This is a genomic window from Serratia sp. 506_PEND (assembly GCF_001076875.1).
Classification (GTDB): domain Bacteria; phylum Pseudomonadota; class Gammaproteobacteria; order Enterobacterales; family Enterobacteriaceae; genus Serratia; species Serratia marcescens.
In genome coordinates, this window is record NZ_JVEL01000457.1 from 24,943 (window position 1) to 45,926 (window position 20,984).

22 protein-coding genes are annotated in these 20,984 nt (G+C 60.5%); 11 read left to right on the plus strand and 11 right to left on the minus strand.

The features are described from left to right. The first annotated feature begins 12 nt into the window (after positions 1 to 12). Positions 13 to 780 carry a triose-phosphate isomerase gene (gene tpiA / locus ADK28_RS18060; RefSeq protein ID WP_004931113.1) on the plus strand — a complete coding sequence of 256 codons (768 nt, stop codon included), beginning with the start codon at positions 13 to 15 and terminating at the stop codon, positions 778 to 780. Positions 781 to 845: 65 nt separating this feature from the next. On the opposite strand, the gene ADK28_RS18065 is transcribed toward tpiA, so the two are convergent. The 4 genes from ADK28_RS18065 to cpxP form a co-directional block, all read right to left on the minus strand. Beyond that, complete coding sequence (locus ADK28_RS18065) at positions 846 to 1,835, minus strand: sulfate ABC transporter substrate-binding protein (protein WP_028128085.1); 990 nt, start codon at positions 1,833 to 1,835, stop codon at positions 846 to 848. A gap of 183 nt (positions 1,836 to 2,018) precedes the next feature. After that, entirely contained in the window at positions 2,019 to 2,981 is a 963-nt protein-coding gene (pfkA, locus tag ADK28_RS18070) for a 6-phosphofructokinase (RefSeq protein WP_004931116.1), read from the minus strand. Between the two features lie 231 nt (positions 2,982 to 3,212). After that, entirely contained in the window at positions 3,213 to 4,115 is a 903-nt protein-coding gene (gene fieF / locus ADK28_RS18075) for a CDF family cation-efflux transporter FieF (RefSeq protein WP_033639141.1), read from the minus strand. Between the two features lie 132 nt (positions 4,116 to 4,247). Beyond that, complete coding sequence (gene cpxP / locus ADK28_RS18080) at positions 4,248 to 4,727, minus strand: cell-envelope stress modulator CpxP (RefSeq protein WP_004931122.1); 480 nt, start codon at positions 4,725 to 4,727, stop codon at positions 4,248 to 4,250. Between the two features lie 148 nt (positions 4,728 to 4,875). Between cpxP and cpxR the strand changes: the two genes are divergently transcribed. From cpxR to ADK28_RS18105, 5 genes are all read left to right on the plus strand, one after another. Beyond that, entirely contained in the window at positions 4,876 to 5,574 is a 699-nt protein-coding gene (gene cpxR, locus ADK28_RS18085; RefSeq protein WP_004931124.1) for an envelope stress response regulator transcription factor CpxR, read from the plus strand. Beyond that, the gene (gene cpxA, locus ADK28_RS18090) at positions 5,571 to 6,965 is read left to right on the plus strand and encodes an envelope stress sensor histidine kinase CpxA (protein WP_015379421.1); all 1,395 of its coding nucleotides are present in this window, start codon (positions 5,571 to 5,573) and stop codon (positions 6,963 to 6,965) included. The genes cpxR and cpxA overlap by 4 nt, the downstream gene beginning before the upstream one ends. Before the next feature lie 43 nt (positions 6,966 to 7,008). Then, positions 7,009 to 7,482: a tRNA (uridine(34)/cytosine(34)/5-carboxymethylaminomethyluridine(34)-2'-O)-methyltransferase TrmL gene (gene trmL / locus ADK28_RS18095; protein ID WP_004931130.1), complete on the plus strand. Its 474-nt coding sequence runs from the start codon at positions 7,009 to 7,011 to the stop codon at positions 7,480 to 7,482. A gap of 51 nt (positions 7,483 to 7,533) precedes the next feature. Then, positions 7,534 to 8,307 (plus strand): CHAD domain-containing protein, encoded by a 774-nt coding sequence (locus ADK28_RS18100; RefSeq protein WP_048796309.1) that lies wholly within the window; start codon positions 7,534 to 7,536, stop codon positions 8,305 to 8,307. A 104-nt stretch (positions 8,308 to 8,411) separates the two neighbouring features. Further along, positions 8,412 to 9,083, plus strand: a complete 672-nt coding sequence (locus ADK28_RS18105; protein WP_033639138.1) for a DUF3313 domain-containing protein — start codon at positions 8,412 to 8,414, stop codon at positions 9,081 to 9,083. 61 nt (positions 9,084 to 9,144) lie between these two features. Here ADK28_RS18105 and cysE read toward each other — a convergent pair whose 3' ends face one another. From cysE to ADK28_RS18130, 5 genes are all read right to left on the minus strand, one after another. Next, on the minus strand, positions 9,145 to 9,966 hold the full coding sequence (cysE, locus tag ADK28_RS18110; protein ID WP_004931135.1) for a serine O-acetyltransferase: 822 nt from the start codon (positions 9,964 to 9,966) through the stop codon (positions 9,145 to 9,147). Between the two features lie 106 nt (positions 9,967 to 10,072). Continuing rightward, positions 10,073 to 11,092 (minus strand): NAD(P)H-dependent glycerol-3-phosphate dehydrogenase, encoded by a 1,020-nt coding sequence (gene gpsA / locus ADK28_RS18115; protein WP_048796310.1) that lies wholly within the window; start codon positions 11,090 to 11,092, stop codon positions 10,073 to 10,075. Continuing rightward, positions 11,092 to 11,562: a protein-export chaperone SecB gene (gene secB, locus ADK28_RS18120; RefSeq protein ID WP_004931139.1), complete on the minus strand. Its 471-nt coding sequence runs from the start codon at positions 11,560 to 11,562 to the stop codon at positions 11,092 to 11,094. Before secB ends, gpsA begins: the two co-directional genes overlap by 1 nt. Positions 11,563 to 11,619: 57 nt before the next feature. Continuing rightward, on the minus strand, positions 11,620 to 11,868 hold the full coding sequence (gene grxC / locus ADK28_RS18125; protein ID WP_004931142.1) for a glutaredoxin 3: 249 nt from the start codon (positions 11,866 to 11,868) through the stop codon (positions 11,620 to 11,622). Positions 11,869 to 11,896: 28 nt separating this feature from the next. Beyond that, positions 11,897 to 12,331: a rhodanese-like domain-containing protein gene (locus ADK28_RS18130; protein ID WP_016929700.1), complete on the minus strand. Its 435-nt coding sequence runs from the start codon at positions 12,329 to 12,331 to the stop codon at positions 11,897 to 11,899. Between the two features lie 297 nt (positions 12,332 to 12,628). On the opposite strand from ADK28_RS18130, the gene gpmM reads away from it, so the two are divergent. From gpmM to ADK28_RS18145, 3 genes are read left to right on the plus strand one after another with little or no spacing between them, the layout of a single operon-like run. Beyond that, positions 12,629 to 14,173, plus strand: coding sequence for a 2,3-bisphosphoglycerate-independent phosphoglycerate mutase (gene gpmM, locus ADK28_RS18135; protein ID WP_048796311.1), 1,545 nt, complete (start codon positions 12,629 to 12,631; stop codon positions 14,171 to 14,173). 9 nt (positions 14,174 to 14,182) lie between these two features. After that, on the plus strand, positions 14,183 to 15,517 hold the full coding sequence (gene envC, locus ADK28_RS18140) for a murein hydrolase activator EnvC (protein ID WP_028128084.1): 1,335 nt from the start codon (positions 14,183 to 14,185) through the stop codon (positions 15,515 to 15,517). 2 nt (positions 15,518 to 15,519) lie between these two features. Further along, the gene (locus tag ADK28_RS18145) at positions 15,520 to 16,473 is read left to right on the plus strand and encodes a divergent polysaccharide deacetylase family protein (RefSeq protein WP_048796312.1); all 954 of its coding nucleotides are present in this window, start codon (positions 15,520 to 15,522) and stop codon (positions 16,471 to 16,473) included. 40 nt (positions 16,474 to 16,513) lie between these two features. Here ADK28_RS18145 and tdh read toward each other — a convergent pair whose 3' ends face one another. Together tdh and kbl are read right to left on the minus strand one after the other, a co-directional pair. Next, positions 16,514 to 17,539: an L-threonine 3-dehydrogenase gene (gene tdh, locus ADK28_RS18150; RefSeq protein WP_016929697.1), complete on the minus strand. Its 1,026-nt coding sequence runs from the start codon at positions 17,537 to 17,539 to the stop codon at positions 16,514 to 16,516. A 9-nt stretch (positions 17,540 to 17,548) separates the two neighbouring features. After that, positions 17,549 to 18,745, minus strand: a complete 1,197-nt coding sequence (gene kbl, locus ADK28_RS18155) for a glycine C-acetyltransferase (RefSeq protein ID WP_004931154.1) — start codon at positions 18,743 to 18,745, stop codon at positions 17,549 to 17,551. A 240-nt stretch (positions 18,746 to 18,985) separates the two neighbouring features. Here kbl and rfaD point away from each other — a divergent pair, with 240 nt between their 5' ends. Further along, entirely contained in the window at positions 18,986 to 19,915 is a 930-nt protein-coding gene (rfaD, locus tag ADK28_RS18160) for an ADP-glyceromanno-heptose 6-epimerase (RefSeq protein WP_016929696.1), read from the plus strand. Between the two features lie 22 nt (positions 19,916 to 19,937). Beyond that, complete coding sequence (rfaF, locus tag ADK28_RS18165; protein WP_016929695.1) at positions 19,938 to 20,984, plus strand: ADP-heptose--LPS heptosyltransferase RfaF; 1,047 nt, start codon at positions 19,938 to 19,940, stop codon at positions 20,982 to 20,984.

The following is a 20,984-nucleotide window of genomic DNA, read 5'->3' on the forward strand; positions in this document are numbered from 1 at the left end:
GGAGGAAAAAACATGCGTCATCCATTAGTTATGGGTAACTGGAAGCTTAACGGCAGCACTCACATGGTCAACGAACTGATCGCCGGTCTGCGCAATGAGCTGAGCAGCGTTGACGGCTGTGGCGTCGCCATCGCCCCGCCGGTGATGTATCTGGATCAGGCCAAGCACGCGCTGGCCGGCAGCCGCATCGCGCTGGGCGCGCAGAACGTGGACGTTAACCTGTCCGGCGCCTTCACCGGTGAAGTTTCCGCCAACATGCTGAAAGACGTCGGCGCTCAGTACATCATCATCGGCCACTCCGAGCGTCGCACCTACCACAAAGAAAGCGACGAAGTCATCGCCGAGAAATTCGCCGTGCTGAAAGAAGCCGGCCTGATCCCGGTGCTGTGCATCGGTGAAACCGAAGCGGAAAACGCCGCGGGCAAAACTGAAGAAGTGTGCGCGCGCCAGATCGACGCCGTGCTGAAAACGCTGGGCGCACCGGCGATGAAAGGCACCGTGATCGCCTATGAGCCGGTCTGGGCCATCGGTACCGGCAAATCCGCCACCCCTGCGCAGGCGCAGGCCGTGCACAAATTTATCCGCGATCACATCGCCAAGCACGATGCCGCGGTTGCCGCTGAAATCATCATCCAGTACGGCGGTTCGGTGAACGACAAGAACGCCGCAGAGCTGTTCTCCCAGCCGGACATCGATGGCGCGCTGGTTGGCGGCGCCTCGCTGAAAGCCGACGCTTTCGCCGTGATCGTCAAAGCCGCCGCCGCAGCGAAAAAAGCCTGACTGCCCTAGGCTTGCCATAAAAAAACCCCGGCTTGCCGGGGTTTTTTATTGCCGCTTAAACGGCATCAACGTTTGCTGATTTCGTCGAATACGCCGCCGGTGGCGAAGTGCACCTTCTGCGCTTCGGTCCAGCCGCCGAAAGTGTCATCCACGGTGAACAACTTCAGCTGCGGGAACTGCCCGGCGAACTTGGCCGCCACCGCCGCATCGCGCGGGCGATAATAGTTCTGCGCCGCAATAGTCTGCCCTTCCGGTGAATACAGATACTTCAGGTAGGCGGTCGCCACCTCGCGGGTACCGCGTTTATCGACCACCTTATCCACCACCGACACCGTCGGTTCGGCCAGGATCGATTCGCTCGGCGTAATAATCTCGAACTTGTCTTTGCCCAGCTCTTTCTCCGCCAGCAGCGCTTCGTTTTCCCAGGCGATCAACACGTCGCCGATGCCGCGCTCAACGAAGGTGTTGGTCGAGCCGCGTGCGCCGGAATCCAGCACCTCAACGTTCTTGTACAGGTTTTTGACGAAGTCCTGCGCCTTGGCCTTATCGTTGTTATTGTGATGCAACGCGTAGCCCCAGGCGGCCAGGTAGTTCCAGCGGGCGCCGCCGGAAGTTTTCGGATTCGGAGTGATCACCGACACGCCCGGCTTGATCAAATCAGGCCAGTCATGAATCTGTTTCGGGTTGCCTTTGCGCACCAGGAAGACGATGGTCGAGGTGTAAGGCGCCGAGTTGTCCGGCAGGCGTTTGATCCAGTCTTTCTCGATGCGCCCGCGTTCGGCGATGGCGTCGACGTCATAGGCCAGCGCCAGCGTCACCACGTCAGCCTCGATGCCGTTGATCACCGAGGTCGCCTGTTTGCCGGAACCGCCGTGCGACTGGCGCACCGTCACCTTGTCGCCGGTTTCCGCCTGGTAGTGCTTGCTGAACGCCGTGTTGTAAGCCTGATAGAACTCACGCGTCGGATCGTATGACACGTTCAGCAACTGAATATCCTTCGCCATGGCGCCGGACGCCAACAGCACCAATGTCAGACCTACACCCCATTTACGCATCGACAGGCTCTCCCAGAAAATTAACGCAACCTCAATCGGTTGATTTAGCATCAGAGCCTGCCAGAAACTTTCCCGGCAATTAAAGAATAAAAAATTTTGGGCTAGATGATTCTGGAATATGTCGCCGGTGAGCATAAAAAAGCCCCCGCAAGCGGAGGCTTTCAGCGCGCGGTGAGCGGCGAATCAGTACAGCTTTTTCGCCGTTTCCAGCCAGTCGCCCTTGAACGGACGCTTCATGTTTTCGATCGCGTCGATGATGTCGTGATGCACCATCTTTTCGTTCTGGATACCGACGCAGCGGCCGCCGTACCCCTGCAGCAGCAGTTCGATGGCGTAGGCGCCCATGCGCGAGGCCAGGATGCGGTCATAGGCGACCGGCGAACCGCCGCGCTGAATGTGGCCCAGCACGGTGGCGCGGGTTTCACGCTTGGTTTCCTGCTCAATGTGGCGCGCCAGCTCATCGATGTCGCAGATGTGCTCGGTGATCGCCACGATGGCGTGTTTTTTGCCTTTGGCGATACCGGCCTTGATTTCGCACACCAGATCTTCGCGGTTGAATTCGATTTCAGGCAGCACGATGAACTCGCAGCCGCCGGCAATCGCCGCCGCCAGCGTCAGATCGCCGCAGTAACGGCCCATCACTTCCACGATGGAGATACGCTGGTGCGACGAGGAGGTATCGCGCAGGCGGTCGATCGCTTCCACCACGGTTTCCAGCGCGGTGAAGTAACCGATGGTGTAGTCGGTACCGGCGACATCGTTATCGATGGTGCCCGGCAGACCGATGCACGGGAAGCCTTCTTCCGTCAGGCGTTTGGCGCCCATGTAGGAACCGTCGCCGCCGATCACCACCAGCGCGTCGATGCCGCGATTCTTCAGGTTTTCAATCGCCTTGGCGCGCACGTTTTCATCCCTGAATTCCGGGAAGCGGGCCGAGCCGAGGAAGGTGCCGCCGCGGTTGATCATGTCGGACACGCTATAACGGTCCAGCTGCTCCATGCGATCTTCGTACAAGCCAAGGTAGCCATCGTAAATACCAAAAACTTCCAGACCTTCTGAAAGCGCAGAACGCACAACGCCGCGGATTGCAGCGTTCATACCCGGCGAATCACCGCCGCTCGTCAGTACACCGATTTTCTTGATCATGACTACCTCTGAACTGTGTAGATGCAATTTCTTAAGAATTCTGTCTCCGCCGATCGTCTTGAAACCTCTCCGGCTGCAGAAAACCAGCTTTATGGCTTATTGCTGGATATTATATCAAAAACACCCAGCTGAATTGATTCAAGTCACGCAATATAACGGTTAAAACACCGCATGGCACGCTGAGCTAACTCAGATATTCATGATAATACTTCGATCTGTGCCTCTATCTGATTATAGCTCCCAATGCCCCTGCCTACCCGGCGGCACCACGGAGCATGGATCCAGGTGAATGATGACGTCCGCCCCCGCAAAACGGTGCCGCAACGCCTGTTCCACCTGATCGGCCAACCGATGCGCCTCGCGCAGCGGCAGCGTGTCGTCCATCTCAAGATGCAGTTGGATAAAACGCGTCGGCCCTGACTGCCGCGTGCGCAGATCGTGCGCGCCTTTCACCCCGGGCCAGGAGGAAACCACGGCGATAATCGCCTGGCGCTCGTCATCCGGCAACGCCCGATCCAACAGCGACTGCACCGCTTCGTAGCCCATGCGCAGCGCGCTATACAGGATGTAAACGCCGATGCCCAGCGCAAACAGCGCATCCGCGCGCTGGAAGCCGTACCAGCTTAGCCCAAGAGCGATAAGAATAGCACCATTCATCATGACATCTGACTGATAATGCAGCATATCTGCGCGCACGGCCTGGCTGCGCGTTTTTCTGACCACCCAGCGTTGATAGGTGACCAGCATCAGGGTGCTGACCAACGCGATCACCGTCACGACGACCCCAACGCCGGGATCGCGCAGCGTTTGCGGCGCATACAGATGCTGGAAGCCGGTGAGAAACAGAAACAGGGCGGAACCGGAAATAAACATGCTTTGCGCCAGCGCCGCCAGCGACTCCGCTTTGCCGTGGCCGAAGGTGTGCTCGGCATCGGCCGGCTGCAGCGAATAGCGCACCACCAGAAGGTTGGTCAGCGATGCCGCGATATCGACCAGCGAATCCACCAGCGCCGCCAGCAGACTGACAGAACCGGTGTGGTACCAGGCGACGATTTTGATCAACAACAGCGACGACGCCAGCGCGGTAGCGGCCAACGCAGCGGACTTTACCAGGCGTGCATAGCGCTGTTCCATTGAGGGATCCCGGTCAAAAGGTATGGCGCTCAATATAGCGAAATGTCGGATAAAAAAAACCCCGCCATCATGGCGGGGAAGACAGGGATGGTGTCTATGGCAAGGAAAAACAGGGGACTACTCAGTCGTACTTCACTTCTGGGCAGAAGCTTGCTGCAAACCAGAAATTTGCTGCTCCATCTGCTGCATGCGCTGCTGATGTTTCTGGTCTAAAACACTTTTTTGCTCTGGCGTCAGCAGGTTATACATTTGGTTGCGCACCCGGGCCATTTCGACCTGGCGCTTGACCTGCTGTTGGGCCATCTTTTCCGCCTGGGCGTACACGGCGGCTTCGTCAAATTTCTCTGCGGTCACCAGTTTATGCATGGCTTCCATTTCAGCTACATTGACACCAGGCAGATCGTGCCGGGCCTGGCGCATCAAATCGCGCATTTGCTGGCGCTGCTGTTCGCTGAGGCTGACACCGTCGAACATATGGTGCTGGCCGGGTATTCGGGTCATCGCGTCGTTGCCGGGAGGTTGAGCTGTGTCCGGTATAGTGTCGGCAGCGAAGGCAGCGGTCGAACCAATTGCCAGCAGTGATGCCATAACTAATGCGGTCACCTTACGCATTTCAACTCCTCAAGCTTTCTCACTTTGCGAATCAACGAGGAGCAGTGTACCGCCACACCTGAAAACCTGCGTCAGTGCATGTAAAACTACGTAAAGTCATGGAATGGCAACAGTTGATGACGTATTTTGCGTCTGGAGGTAAATCATAATGAACAAGATTCTGTTAGTTGACGACGACCGCGAGTTGACCTCGCTGTTAAAAGAACTGCTTGAAATGGAAGGTTTTAATATCGTCGTCGCGCACGATGGCGAGCAGGCGTTGTCGCTGCTGGACAGCTCCGTCGATCTGCTGCTGCTCGACATCATGATGCCGAAGAAAAACGGCATCGATACGTTGAAAGAACTGCGCCAACATCACCAGACGCCGGTCATCATGCTGACCGCGCGCGGCAGCGAACTGGACCGCGTGTTGGGCCTGGAGCTGGGCGCCGATGATTACCTGCCGAAACCCTTCAACGATCGCGAACTGGTCGCGCGCATTCGCGCCATTCTGCGCCGTTCCAACTGGAGCGAACAGCAGCAGCAGGTCGACAGCGGCGCCCCGACGCTGGATGTCGATGGCCTGCAGCTGAACCCCGGCCGCCAGGAGGCCAGCTTCGACGGCCAGGTGCTGGATCTGACCGGCACCGAGTTCACCCTGCTGTATCTGCTGGCGCAGCATCTCGGCCAGGTGGTGTCACGCGAACTGCTGAGCCAGGAAGTGCTGGGCAAACGCCTGACCCCGTTCGATCGCGCCATCGACATGCATATCTCCAACCTGCGGCGTAAGCTGCCGGATCGCAAAGACGGGCATCCGTGGTTCAAAACCCTGCGCGGGCGTGGTTATTTGATGGTATCTGCAACATGATCAACAGTTTGACGGCACGCATCTTCGCCATTTTCTGGTTCACGTTAGCCTTGGTGCTAATGCTGGTGCTGATGGTGCCCAAGCTCGACTCCCGCCAGATGACCTCATTGCTCGACAGCGAGCAGCGGCAGGGGTTGATGCTGGAACAGCACGTCGAGGCCGAGTTGCAAAACGATCCGGCCAACGATCTGATGTGGTGGCGCCGCCTGTTCCGCGCCATCGACAAATGGGCGCCGCCGGGCCAGCGCCTGCTGCTGGTCACCAGCGAAGGCCGGGTGATCGGCGCGCAGCGCAACGAAATGCAGATCGTCCGCAACTTCATCGGCCAATCCGACAACTCGGATCATCCCAAGAAGAAAAAGTACGGCCGCGTCGAGCTGGTCGGGCCGTTCGCGGTGCGCGACGGCGAAGACAACTACCAGCTGTACCTGATCCGTCCCGCCAACAGCCCGCAATCCGATTTCATCAACCTGATGTTCGACCGGCCGCTGCTGCTGCTGATCGTCACCATGCTGATCAGCGCCCCGCTGCTGCTGTGGCTGGCCTGGAGCCTGGCGAAACCGGCCCGCAAGCTGAAGAACGCCGCCGATGACGTGGCGCGCGGCAACCTGAAGCAGCATCCGGAACTGGAGGCCGGCCCGCAGGAGTTTCTGGCCACCGGCGCCAGCTTCAACCAGATGGTCAGCGCGCTGGAACGCATGATGAACGCCCAGCAACGGTTGATCTCGGACATCTCGCACGAGCTGCGCACGCCGCTGACTCGCCTGCAGTTGGCCACCGCGCTGATGCGCCGCCGCCACGGCGAAGGCCACGAGCTGGCGCGCATCGAAACCGAAGCGCAACGGCTGGATTCGATGATCAACGATCTGCTGGCGCTGTCGCGCGGGCAGCAAAAGGGCGAGCTGGCGCGCGAGCAGTTGAAGGCCAACGAACTGTGGGCCGACGTGCTGGATAACGCCCGTTTCGAAGCCGAACAGATGGGCAAGCAGTTGGAGATCGCTGCGCCGCCCGGCCCGTGGACGCTGTTCGGCAACGCGAGCGCGCTGGACAGCGCGTTGGAAAACATCGTGCGCAACGCCCTGCGGTATTCACACACCCGCATCGCCGTGGCGTTCAGCGCCGACAATCAGGGCGTGACCATCCAGGTTGACGACGACGGCCCCGGCGTCAGCGCCGAAGACCGCGAGCAGATCTTCCGTCCGTTCTACCGCACCGATGAGGCGCGCGACCGTGAGTCCGGCGGCACCGGCCTTGGCCTGGCTATCGTCGAGGCGGCGGTCAATCAGCATCGCGGCTGGGTGAAGGCCGAAGACAGCCCGCTTGGCGGTCTGCGGCTGGTGCTGTGGCTGCCGCTGCATCATCAACGCCTATCGTCTAAGACAGAACAGTAAGAGTTTGCTATCCTGCGCCCCTCGTTCACGAGGGGCCTGCAACATGCTGAACATCGTTTTATTTGAACCCGAAATTCCACCCAATACCGGCAATATCATCCGCCTGTGCGCCAATACCGGCTTTAATCTGCACCTGATCGAACCGCTGGGTTTCCCGTGGGACGACAAGCGCCTGCGCCGCGCCGGGCTGGACTATCATGAGTTCACCCGCGTTAGCCGTCATGCCGATTACGCCGCCTTTCTCGCCGCCGAAAACCCGCAGCGGCTGTTTGCCCTCACCACCAAGGGCACGCCGGCGCACAGCGCCGTCAGCTACCAGGCCGGCGACTACCTGCTGTTCGGCCCGGAAACGCGCGGGTTGCCTGCCGACATCCTCGATGCGCTGCCTGCGCAGCAAAAAATCCGCATCCCGATGCAGGCGCAAAGCCGCAGCATGAACCTGTCGAATGCCGTATCGGTAGTGGTGTATGAAGCCTGGCGGCAGCTGGACTATGCCGGTGCGCTGATCAAGGCGTAATTCGCAACGTCGCGCCATACTGGAAAGGTTAACCCCTTCCAGGCACGGCACATGGCTTTCGTCGCAGAGATTGTCACCCAGTTTCGCCGGCTCGAACCGGCGCTGAACGAGGCGCTGTTGCGGCTGCAACAGGCGCAAGACAGCGAAGCGCTGCACGACTTGCGCGTCTGCCTGCGCCGCATTCGCAGCCTGCTGCGTCCGTTGCGCGGCTGCCCCGGCGCAACCCGGCTCGATCGGGCCGCCGCCGAATTAGGCAAGCTCACGACGCCGCTGCGCGATCTCGAGGTGCTGATCGCCGAGCTGGCGCGTCATCGCCTCAATTGGCAGGCCAACGCGCGCCAGAGCGAACTTCAGGCCCGCTGCCGTCAACTGCTCGCTCATCCGCAGCTCATCGGCTTTCCCTCGCTTTTGCACGCCTGGCCGCGCCGCTTTCGCCGCACCGCGCGGCGCGGCGCCAAACACCGCCTGAATAGACGCCTGCAGCGCCAGCAGCGGCAATTGCGCCGGGCATTGGCCGATACCGGCTACGATCGCCATCGCCTGCGGCTGCTGATAAAACGCCTGCGTTACGCGGCTGAAGCCTATCCGCAGCGCCTTCCCCTCTCTCCCGCCGCGATGGCGAGCCTGAAAGCGGCGCAAAACGCCCTCGGTGACTGGCACGATCGGGAGATCTGGTGCCTGCAGGCAGAACATCAGGCGGCTCTCTGGCCCTTGTTGCCCCGGTGGCAAGCTGAGCAACGCCAGGCGCTGGTCAGAGCGGACGCCTTGCTCGCCGCCTTATCACCGGCACTGGCGGCGAAAACCGGCGGCGCATCACGATCCTGAAAAAAGGCCGCAGCAGGGCACGCCCGGCCCCGAAAATGCCCGATGAGGCGCAGATAATGCGCTATGTTTTGTAAGGGTAATCACCACTCATCATAGGAAACCACATGAAAAAACAACGCTTGAGCGTTGCCATGGCCGTTCTGGCAGCGGGCCTGTTGCTGGCGGGCTGTTCGTCCAAAGTCACCCAAACGTCGCAATATTCGGGCTTCTTGTCCGATTACAGCAAACTGCAGGAAACCACCTCACCAAGCGGTCATAAAACGCTGCGCTGGGTAGATCCAAGCTACAAGGAATCCAACTATCGCGGCATCTATTTCCAACCGGTGGTCTATTTCCCGTCGGAGAAACCCACGGCGCGCGTCAGCCAGGACACGCTGAACAAGATTAAGGCCTACGCGACCCAGCGAATCAAAACCGCGCTGCAGAACCGCTTTACCATTCTGCCAAGCCCGACGGGCTCGCGCGTTCTGGTGGCCAAACTCGCCATCACCGCCGTTTCGGCCGAAAACGAAGACATGAAGTTCTATGAGGTGGTGCCTGTCGCGGCGGTGGTTGCCAGCACTATGGCGGCTACCGGGCACCGGACGCAAAATACCGCGCTGTATATCGAAGGCGAGTTGATCGACCAGGATACCGGTAAAACGGTGCTGGAAGTGGTACGCAAGGCCTACGGTAAAACCGTCAACAACGACAGCACGCCGGTCACGGCGGATGACGTCAAGGCGGCGATCGACGACATCGTTACCGATATCACCAACTTCCCTAAGCAGGGCTGACCGCCGCCTGAAAAACACAGGGGGAGCCGAAGCTCCCCCTGAATGGATACGCAAACGGCGTTCAAATGCCGTCGCCGTACTCGAAGCCGTGATTGGTGCCGTTGAAGTATTGGTCCATATCCATCGACGGCGTATCGCTCTCCGGCCGCCCGACGATGCGCGCCGGCACGCCGGCGGCGGTGGTGTGCGGCGGTATCGCCTGCAAGACCACCGAGCCCGCGCCGATCTTCGCGCCCTTGCCCACTTCGATATTGCCGAGAATTTTGGCGCCTGCGCCAATCATCACCCCTTCACGGATTTTCGGATGACGGTCGCCGCTGGTTTTACCGGTACCGCCCAGGGTGACCGACTGCAGGATAGAGACGTTGTTCTCCACCACCGCCGTTTCACCGATCACGATGCCGGTGGCGTGGTCGAGCATGATGCCGCAACCGATGGTCGCCGCCGGGTGGATGTCCACGCCGAAGGCGACGGAAATTTGATTTTGCAGGTAGATCGCCAGCGCCTGCCGCCCTTGCTGCCACAGCCAGTGACCGATGCGGTAAGCCTGCAGCGCATGGAACCCCTTCAGGTAAAGCAGCGGCGTGGAGTATTTATCGACCGCCGGGTCGCGCAGGCGCACCGCGAGGATATCGCGCGCCGCCGAAACGATCATCTGGTTGTCAGACTTGTAGGCCTCTTCCACCACCTCGCGCACCGCGATGGCGGGCATGATCGGCGTGGCCAGCTTGTTGGCCAGCATATAGCTGAGCGCGCTGCCCAGATTCTCGTGCTTGAGCAACGTCGCATGGAAAAAGCTGGCCAGCATCGGTTCACAATCAGCCAGTGCTCGCGCTTCTGATTTAATGCTGTTCCAGACCTGTTCCAACTCTTCTGACGACATCACATACCCCTTTACCTTGCCAAACGGGCCGCTTCACACGGTAGCGCGAAGCGGCCCAGGTCATTTGCGGGGTCAGCATTCAGCTGCCCCGACATATCGTTTTATGTCACGCGCTGGGTTTTTCGTCCTTTCGGGCTCGCCCCAGCAGGCTCAGCGCCGCTTCGCGGGCGTCCTTGTGGCAGTAAAGCACCTGATAAATCTGTTCGGTGATCGGCATTTCCACACCGTGCCGCTGCGCCAACGCCAACACCTCTTTGGTATTGCGATAGCCCTCGACCACCTGACCGATACTGTCCTGCGCTTCCTGCACGCCTTTACCCTGCCCCAGCATAATGCCGAAGCGACGGTTGCGCGACTGGTTGTCCGTGCAGGTTAGCACCAGATCCCCCAGCCCCGCCATGCCCATGAACGTCGAAGGATCGGCGCCCAGCGCAGAACCCAGACGGCTCATTTCCGCCAGCCCGCGTGTAATCAACGCGGTACGGGCGTTAGCGCCGAAACCGATGCCGTCGGACATGCCGGCGCCGATGGCGATCACGTTCTTCACCGCGCCGCCAAGCTGCACGCCGATGAAGTCGGGATTGCTGTAGACGCGGAAGCTCTTGCCGCAGTGCAGCAGCTGTTGCAGATCGTCGGCGAACTGCGCATCGGTCGCCGCCAGCGCGATCGCCGTCGGCAGGCCGGCGGCCAGCTCTTTGGCGAACGTCGGCCCGGAGAGCACCGCCAGCGGGATCGTCTCGCCCAGCGCCTCACGCGCCACGTCCTGCAGCAACCGACCGGTTTCCGCTTCCAATCCCTTGGTGGCCCACACGATGCGGGCGTCCGGGCGCAGATGCGGCTTCAGCTGGCGCAGCACGTCGCCGAACACGTGGCTCGGCACCACCACCAGCACGTCGCGGCTGGCGGCCAGCGCACGCGCCAAATTGGCTTCAAGCAGCAGGGTATCGGGGAAGGGAACGTCGGGCAGAAACGCCTGATTGCAGCGATCGTGCTGCAACGTTTGAATTTGCGCGGGGTTATGCCCCCACAGCACCACGGAATGGCCGTTACGCGCCAGCGTAATGGCCAATGCGGTGCCGTACGAGCCGGCACCGATAACAGTCATTGAAGCATTGACGGTGTTCATCAGGCATCCTGATGTGGTGCGGCACCTTCGCCTTCCGCCTGCTGCTGCAGATAGTTCATGAACAGCGCGTCAAAGTTGACCGGTGCCAGGTTCAGCTGCGGGAAGGTGCCGCGGGAAACCAGGCTGGTGATGCACTCGCGCGCATACGGGAACAGGATGTTCGGGCAGTATGCGCCCAGGCAATGCGCCAGCTGCGTGCCTTCGATGCCTGCTACCGAGAAGATGCCCGCCTGTTGCACTTCGCACAGGAACGCCGTCTCTTCGCCCAGGGTCGCCGTCACGGTTACGCGCAGTACCACTTCATACACTTCGTCAGCCAGCTGGCTGGACGCGGTATCCAGATCAAGTTTAACTTCCGGCTGCCATTCCTGCTGGAAAACCTGCGGCGCGTTCGGCGCTTCGAAGGAGATATCCTTGGTATAGATACGTTGGATCTGGAAAGCCATTTCGGTGCTGTTTTGTTCTGACATGTGAGTAATACCCTTGGTTAAACGTCCTTATTGACACTCGGTGAACCGGCAAGCTGCTTAAAGCAGCGGATCCAGGCCGCCGCGAGCATCGAGTTCATATAAATCATCACAACCGCCGATATGCCGGCCGTCGATGAAAATCTGCGGCACGGTGGTGCGCCCGCTGCGCTCGATCATCACTTCGCGCTTGGCGTTATCGCCGTCGATGGCGATCTCGTTAAACGCCGCGCCCTTGCTGTTCAACAGCGCCTTGGCGCGATGGCAGAACGGACAGGTCGCTTTGGTGTAGATATCAATGTTAGCCATGGATTGCCACCTCAAATAGGTTAAACGGTTACTTACCGCGCACCAGCGGCAGGTTTTCTCCGCTCCAGCCGGCGATGCCGTCTTTCAGCATCGTCACCTTTTCAAAACCGGCCTTGCTCAGGTTCTCCGCCGGCTCGCGGGAGGCGGTGCCGTTGGCGCATACGACGATGATCGGCTGCGCTTTGTGTTTTTCCAGCTCGCCCAGGCTGCCGCTTTTGATTTCGCTGGCGGTCAGGTTAATGGCGCTGGCCAGGTGACCACGGCGGAAATCGTCGCGGCTGCGGGTGTCGACCACCACGGCTTCTTCTTTGTTGATCAGGCGGATAGCTTCACCGCGGGCGATCTCTTTGACCTTGGAGAAACGGCTTTTGAAAGTCATGACGATCACGGCGACCAGCAGAGCGATCCAAGCCAGGCTCAGAATCGGGTGTCTGCTTACGAATGGCATAATTTCTTGCAGCATGGGGTGTAACAACTCCCGTCAGTTAAGGGATAAATAAGTCAAGGTTCCAGAGTATACCTGCCGAGTGCGGCAAATACAGCCAATAAGCAAGCGCGATTGTAGAAACTGCGGGCTGCGCTGAGAAATTCCCGAGGTCAGAGCATAAAAGCCCGCGCGATTCGCCGCAACCTTGATCTCTTTGGGCTATTTCTCGCCGGCGGCGATGTAAAATCAGCCGGTTTTTCGAGGGCGAATAGCCATGCTTGCGGCGGGCGCATGGCTATTCGCAGCTTAAAAAGTTCATAAGAGGTCAATGCAATGTCGAACAACAAAAAACCGATGGTCCTGGTGATCCTGGACGGTTACGGCCACCGTGAAGAGCGGCAGGACAACGCGATCCTGAACGCCGGCACCCCGGTGATGGATCGTCTGTGGCGGGAGCAGCCGCATACGCTGATCGCCGCCTCCGGGCTGGATGTCGGCCTGCCCGATGGGCAAATGGGCAACTCCGAAGTCGGCCACGTCAATCTGGGCGCCGGGCGCATCGTGTACCAGGATCTGACCCGGTTGGACAAAGCGATCGCCGACGGCGACTTCTTCACCAACCCGGTGCTGACCGCCGCCGTGGATAAGGCCGTGGCGGCCGGCAAGGCGGTGCATATCATGGGCCTGCTGTCGCCGGGCGGCGTGCACAGCCATGACGAGCACATCCTGGCCATGATTAAACTGGCCGCTCAGCGCGGCGCCAAAGCTATTTATCTGCATGCCTTCCTCGACGGGCGCGACACGCCGCCGCGCAGCGCCGAAGCCCCGCTGCAACGCTGCCGCGACGCCTTCGCCGCGTTGGGCGTCGGGCGCATCGCCTCGCTGATCGGCCGCTACTACGCGATGGACCGCGACAACCGCTGGGATCGCGTGCAGCTGGCCTATGACCTGCTGACCGCGGCCAAAGGCGACTCCGTGGCCGACGATGCGGTCGCCGGCCTGCAGGCCGCTTATCAGCGCGGTGAAAACGACGAGTTCGTCAGACCGACCGTGATCCGCGCCGCCGGTGAGACCGATGCCGCAATGCAGGACGGCGATGCGTTGATCTTCATGAACTTCCGCGCTGACCGCGCGCGCCAGCTCACCCGCGCCTTCGTGAACGCGGATTTCGACGGCTTCCCGCGCGCCAAACAGGTGCAGTTCGGCGATTTCGTGATGCTGACCGAGTACGCCGCCGACATCGCGACCGCCTGCGCCTATCCGCCGGCGTCGCTGGCCAACACCTTCGGCGAATGGCTGATGAAGCACGACAAAACCCAGCTGCGCATCTCGGAAACCGAAAAATACGCCCACGTCACCTTCTTCTATAACGGCGGCGTGGAAGCGCCGTTCAAAGGGGAAGACCGCGTGCTGGTCAATTCGCCGAAGGTCGCCACCTACGATCTGCAGCCTGAGATGAGCGCCGCCGAACTGACCGACAAACTGTTGACCGCCATCCGCAGCGGCAAATACGACGCCATCATCTGCAACTACCCGAACGGCGACATGGTGGGGCATACCGGCGTGTATGACGCGGCGGTCAAAGCGGTGGAAACGCTGGACGCCTGCATCGCTCAGGTGGTTGACGCGGTGCGCGACGTCGACGGTCAGCTGCTGATCACCGCCGATCACGGCAACGCCGAGCAGATGCGCGATCCGGCCACCGGCCAGGCGCACACCGCCCACACCAGCCTGCCGGTGCCGCTGATTTACGTCGGCAAACCGGCGCGCGCGGTCGAAGGCGGCAAGCTTTCGGACATCGCGCCAACCCTGTTAACGCTGATGGGAATGGAAATCCCGCAAGAGATGACTGGTAAGCCGCTGTTCATCGTGGAATAATCCTTCTCCATGAGGGAGAAGGCGTTTTTTGCACTATCAAGGGTAACCCGAAGCGCAAACGCAGGCAGCCGGCCGCTGCCTGAACGCACCGCGCCAAGGACGTTCACCGCCATGTGCGCCAGCGTATTTTGCGCTGGCGTCTTGCTGTTGCCGCTCGCCGGCCAGGCGGCGGAAGACAATAAATCCCAGTTGAAAGACATCCAGCAGAGCATCGCCGAGAAAGAAAAAGCGGTGAAGCAGCAGCAACAGCAACGCAGCTCGCTGCAGGATCAGCTGCGTCAACAGGAAAAAACCATCGCCCAAGCCAGCCGCCAGTTGCGCGACACCCAGGGCACGCTCACCCAGTTGGGCAAGGACATTTCCGGCCTGAACGCCTCGATAGCCAAACTGCAAAAGCAGCAATCGACCCAGCAAAACCTCCTCGCCAAACAGCTCGACGCCGCCTTCCGACAAGGGCAGCACAGCGCCGTGCAGCTGATCCTCAGCGGTGAAGAAAGCCAGCGCAGCGAACGTATTCTGGCCTATTTCGGCTATCTGAATGAAGCGCGCCAGAAAACCATCGAAGAGTTGAAACAGACCCGCGCCGAGCTGGCGAAGCAAAAAACCACGCTGGTGGCTAAACAGGGCCAGCAAAAATCCTTACTGAGCGAACAACAGACACAGCAGCAGAAGCTGGAGCAGGCGCGCGGCGCCCGCAAGAAAACGCTGACCGCGCTGGAAGCTTCGCTGGAAAAAGACCAACAACGCCTGGTGGAACTGCGCCAAAACGAAGCCCGCATGCGCGACAAGATCGCTCGGGCGGAGCGCGAAGCCCGTGCGCGCGCCGAACGCGAAGCGCGTGAAGCGGCCAAAGTGCGCGAACAGGTGCGCATCAAGGAACAGCAGGCGAAGAAAACCGGCACCACCTACAAACCTAGCGAAGCCGATCGCTCGCTGATGGCGCGAACCGGCGGCCTCGGCCGTCCGGCCGGCCAGCTGATGTGGCCGGTGCGCGGCCGCACGCTGCACGGCTTTGGCGAGCAGCAGCAGGGCGAGCTACGCTGGAAAGGCATGGTGATCGAAGCCCGCGAAGGCAGCGAAGTGAAAGCCGTCGCCGATGGCCGCGTGCTGCTGGCCGACTGGCTGCAAGGCTATGGCCTGATGGTGGTGGTCGAACACGGTAAAGGCGACATGAGCGTGTACGGCTACAACCAAAGCGCGTTGGTCAACGTCGGGGCGCAGGTGCGCGCCGGCCAGCCGATCGCACTGGTCGGCACCAGCGGCGGCCAGGGAACGCCGTCGCTCTATTTCGAAATCCGTCGTCAGGGACAGGCGGTTAACCCACTGCCGTGGTTGGGAAGATAGATTTGCGTTATGTCAAAACCCGTACAGCTTTGTTAATCGGCTGTCTGCTGCAGGCTTACGCTGCGCAGGCAGGAAAACTCTCCATCGTCATCGATGACGTGGGCTACCGCCCTCACGAAGAAAACGCGGTGCTGCAAATGCCGACGGCGATCTCGGTCGCAGTCTTGCCCAACGCGCCGCATGCTCGCCTGATGGCCACCCGCGCCCACAGCCAGGGCCGCGAAGTCTTGATCCACATGCCGATGGCGCCGCTCAGCAAGCAGCCGCTGGAGCGCGATACCCTACAGCCCGCCATGAGCAGCGACGAGATCCAGCGCATCATCCGCAACGCGGTGAACAACGTGCCTTACGCGGTCGGCATGAACAACCACATGGGCAGCGCCATGACCTCCAGCCTGCCGGGCATGCAGAAAGTGATGCAGGCGCTCGAAAGCTACCGCCTGTACTTCCTCGACAGCATGACCATCGGCAGCAGCCAGGCGACCCGCGCCGCGGCCGGCACCGGCGTGAAGGTGATCAAACGCAGGGTGTTCCTCGACGATACCGCGAACGAAGCCGACATCCGCCGCCAGTTCAACCGCGCGGTCGAATTGGCGCGGCGCAACGGATCCGCCATCGCCATCGGCCACCCGCGCCCGGCGACGGTGAAGGTGCTGCAGCAGATGCTGCCGTCGCTGCCCGCCGATATCGTGCTGGTCAAACCGAGCGCGCTGCTGAACGAACCGCAGGGCAACGGCGGTGGCAGCTACGTCCCGCCGCCGGTCAAACCGCAAAAACCGCAGCCGAAGAATCCGTTCAGCGGCGGCATCAAGCAGTGCAAGGTCAAACCGCCGAAGGAAAAAACCAACGCCGGCACCGCGCTGGGCGTTATCGCCGACAGCATTGCCACCTCGCCGCCGGTGAACTTCATCAAGCGTCATTGGCAACACTGGACGCAAGCCAAACCGCAAGCATAAAAAAGGGCCGGAATTCCGGCCCTTTTCACATTTGCCGAGATTAATCCCAGCTCAGCACCACTTTGCCCGACTTGCCGGAGCGCATGGCGTCGAAGCCCTGCTGGAACTCGTCGATCGAGAAACGGTGGGTGATGATCGGAGTCAAATCCAGACCGGACTGGATCAGCGCCGCCATCTTGTACCAGGTTTCGAACATTTCACGGCCGTAAATCCCTTTGATAAACAGCCCTTTGAAAATCACCTGATTCCAGTCGATCGACATATCCGAAGGCGGAATGCCCAGCATGGCGATACGCCCGCCGTGGTTCATCGCATTAAGCAGCGTGCGGAACGCCGGCGGCGCGCCGGACATTTCCAAACCGACGTCGAACCCTTCGGTCATGCCCAGCTCGGCCATCACGTCGCTGAGGTTTTCCTTGCTGACGTTCACCGCACGGGTCACGCCCATCTTGCGCGCCAGTTCCAGGCGGTATTCGTTAACATCGGTGATCACCACATGGCGAGCGCCGACGTGTTTGCACACCGCCGCCGCCATGATGCCGATCGGGCCGGCGCCGGACACCAGCACGTCTTCCCCGACCAGATCGAACGACAGTGCGGTGTGCACCGCGTTACCGAACGGATCGAAGATCGAAGCCAGCTCGTCGGAGATGTTATCCGGGATCTTGAAGGCGTTGAACGCCGGGATCACCAGGTATTCCGCGAAGCTGCCCGGACGGTTCACGCCCACGCCGACGGTGTTGCGGCACAGGTGCGTGCGGCCGCCGCGGCAGTTGCGGCAGTGCCCGCAGGTGATGTGGCCTTCGCCGGACACGCGATCGCCGATGCTGAAGCCTTTGACTTCCTGACCGATCGCCACCACTTCGCCCACATATTCATGGCCGACCACCATCGGAACCGGAATGGTTTTTTGCGACCACTCGTCCCAGTTGTAGATATGCACATCGGTGCCGCAGATCGCGGTTTTGCGGATTTTGATCATGATGTCGTTGTGGCCCAGCTCCGGCTGAGGCACGTCGGTCATCCAAATCCCTTCTTCCGCTTTCAGTTTTGACAGTGCTTTCATGGTTTTACCTTATGCAATAACGCCAAGATCCTTACCGATACGTGTAAACGCCGCCACTGCGCGTTCGATTTGCTCCGGGGTGTGGTCGGCGGACATCTGGGTACGGATGCGCGCCTGGCCTTTCGGCACCACCGGATAGAAGAAACCGGTCACATAGATGCCTTCCTTGAGCAACGCATTGGCGAATTCCTGCGCCAGCTTCGCCTCACCCAGCATCACCGGGATGATGGCGTGATCGGCGCCGGCCAACGTGAAGCCGGCGGCGGTCATTTTTTCGCGGAACAGACGCGCGTTGGCCCACAGGCGATCGCGCAGGGCATCGCCCTCTTCCAGCAGTTCCAGCACTTTGATCGACGCGGCGACGATCGCCGGCGCCAGCGAGTTGGAGAACAGGTACGGGCGCGAACGCTGGCGCAGCCACTCCACCACTTCTTTCTTGGCGGCGGTGTAGCCGCCGGACGCGCCGCCCAGCGCTTTGCCTAACGTACCGGTGATGATATCGACGCGGCCCATCACTTCGCAGTATTCATGGGTGCCGCGCCCGTTGGCGCCGACAAAGCCCACCGCGTGAGAGTCATCCACCATCACCAGCGCCTGGTATTCGTCCGCCAGATCGCAAACCCCTTTCAGGTTGGCGATCACGCCGTCCATCGAGAAGACGCCGTCGGTGGCGATCAGAATGTGACGCGCGCCGTCGGCTTTGGCCTGCTTCAGCTGCGCGGCCAGCTCGGTCATGTCGTTATTGGCATAGCGATAGCGCTTGGCCTTGCACAGGCGCACGCCGTCGATGATCGACGCGTGGTTCAGCGCATCGGAGATAATGGCGTCTTCCGGGCCGAGCAGGGTTTCGAACAGCCCGCCGTTGGCGTCGAAGCAAGAGGAGTACAGGATCGCGTCTTCCATGCCCAAAAAGGCCGCCAGTTTCTGTTCCAGCTGCTTGTGGCTGTCCTGGGTGCCGCAGATGAAACGCACCGACGCCATGCCGAAACCGTGGCTGTCCATGCCAGACTTGGCGGCGGCGATCAGCGCCGGGTGGTTGGCCAGGCCCAGGTAGTTATTGGCGCAGAAGTTGATCACATGGCTGCCGTCGGCGACGGCGATATCCGCCTGTTGCGCGGAGGTGATGATGCGTTCTTCCTTGAACAGCCCTTCACTGCGCGTGGCGGCAAGCTGTTGTTCCAACTGCTGATAAAAAGACGCTGACATTCGGTTATCTCCAGGATTGGGCTATTTGCGGCATATTTTACTGATTTGTAACCAAACTGACGAGAATGCGCGGGAGAGAATATTAAAATTGCAGCAGATATCACGGCAAACGGCGGACTTCAATGGCAATGCGGGATATTCGGAGCCCTTCCGCTGTTTGCCGCGGCATGAAATGCTATTATAACCGCCATTGAGCGTGGGGCATTGTGCCCCGCCAGGCAGCTTAGCAGGGGTAACCCAATGATTATCGTCACAGGCGGCGCCGGCATGATCGGCAGCAACATCATTAAGGCACTGAACGACAAGGGATATCGCGATATCCTGGTGGTGGATAACCTGAAAGACGGCACCAAGTTCGTCAACCTGGTCGATCTGGACATCGCCGACTATATCGATAAAGAAGACTTTATCGCCAGCATCGTGGCCGGCGACGATCTGGGCGATATCGAAGCGGTGTTCCACGAAGGCGCCTGCTCCGCGACCACCGAGTGGGACGGCAAGTACATGATGGACAATAACTATCAGTACTCCAAAGATCTGCTGCACTACTGCCTGGATCGCGAAATCCCGTTCTTGTATGCCTCCTCCGCCGCCACTTACGGCGGCCGCGAAGAGTTCATCGAAGAGCGTGAGTATGAAGCGCCGCTCAACGTGTACGGCTACTCCAAATTCCTGTTCGATCAGTACGTGCGCGAGATCCTGCCGGAAGCGGACTCGCAGATCTGCGGCTTCCGCTACTTCAACGTTTATGGCCCGCGCGAAGGCCACAAAGGCAGCATGGCCAGCGTCGCCTTCCACCTGAATACCCAGATCAACCGCGGCGAAAACCCGAAACTGTTCGCCGGCAGCGAAAACTTCAAGCGTGACTTCATCTACGTCGGCGACGTGGCGGCGGTTAACCTGTGGTTCTGGGAAACCGGCAAATCCGGCATCTTCAACTGCGGCACCGGCCGAGCGGAAACCTTCCAGGCGGTAGCCGATGCGGTGGTGGACTTCCACCAGAAAGGCGCTGTGGAATACATCGAGTTCCCGGAGAAGCTGAAAGGCCGCTATCAGGCGTACACCCAGGCCGATCTGACCAAGCTGCGCGCCGCCGGCTACGACGCACCGTTCAAAACGGTCGCCGAAGGCGTGAAAGAGTACATGGCCTGGTTGAACCGCACCGCATAAGCTGAAGGAATTAACGCTGGGTATGAAAATACTGGTTATCGGCCCTTCTTGGGTTGGCGACATGATGATGTCGCAAAGTCTCTATCGCACCCTGAAGGCCGAATACCCGTCGGCGGAGATCGATGTGATGGCGCCGGCCTGGTGCCGCCCGTTGCTGGCGCGCATGCCGGAAGTCAATCAGGCGCTGGCGATGCCGCTGGGCCACGGCGCGCTGGGGCTCGGCGAGCGCCGCCGCCTGGGGCGCGCTCTGCGCGCCAACCGTTACGATCGCGCTTACGTTCTGCCCAACTCGTTCAAATCCGCGCTGGTGCCCTTCTTCGCCGATATCCCGCAGCGCACCGGTTGGCGGGGCGAAATGCGTTACGGCCTGCTGAACGATGTCCGCGTGCTCGACAAGGCCGCCTTCCCGCTGATGGTGCAACGCTATGTGGCGCTGGCCTATGACAAAGGGCGCATTCAGCGCGCCGACGATCTGCCGCAGCCGCTGCTGTGGCCGCGGCTGCAGGTGAGCGACGAAGAGATCGCCGATACCACCGCGGCCTTCAACCTGACCGACAGCCGCCCGATCGTCGGCTTTTGCCCGGGCGCAGAATTCGGCCCCGCCAAGCGCTGGCCGCACTATCACTACGCGGCGCTGGCACAACGGCTGATCGAGAGCGGCTATCAAATCGCGCTGTTCGGTTCGGCGAAAGACCATGAGGCCGGCGAACAGATCCGCGCCGCGCTGCAGGAAGACGCCCGCGATTTCTGCCTTAACCTGGCCGGAAAAACCCAGCTGGAGCAAGCAGTTATCCTGATCGCAGCCTGCCGGGCGGTGGTCAGCAACGACTCCGGTTTAATGCACGTTGCCGCAGCGTTGAACAAACCGCTGATAGCCTTGTACGGCCCAAGCAGCCCCGACTTCACGCCGCCGCTTTCCGACAAGGCGCGGGTCATTCGTCTGATCAGCGGCTACCACAAGGTGCGTAAGGGCGATGCCGAGCAGGGATACCACCAAAGTTTGATCGATATTCAGCCGCAGCAAGTGTTGGACGCGCTGACGCCGTTACTTGTCGCCAGCGAGGAATAA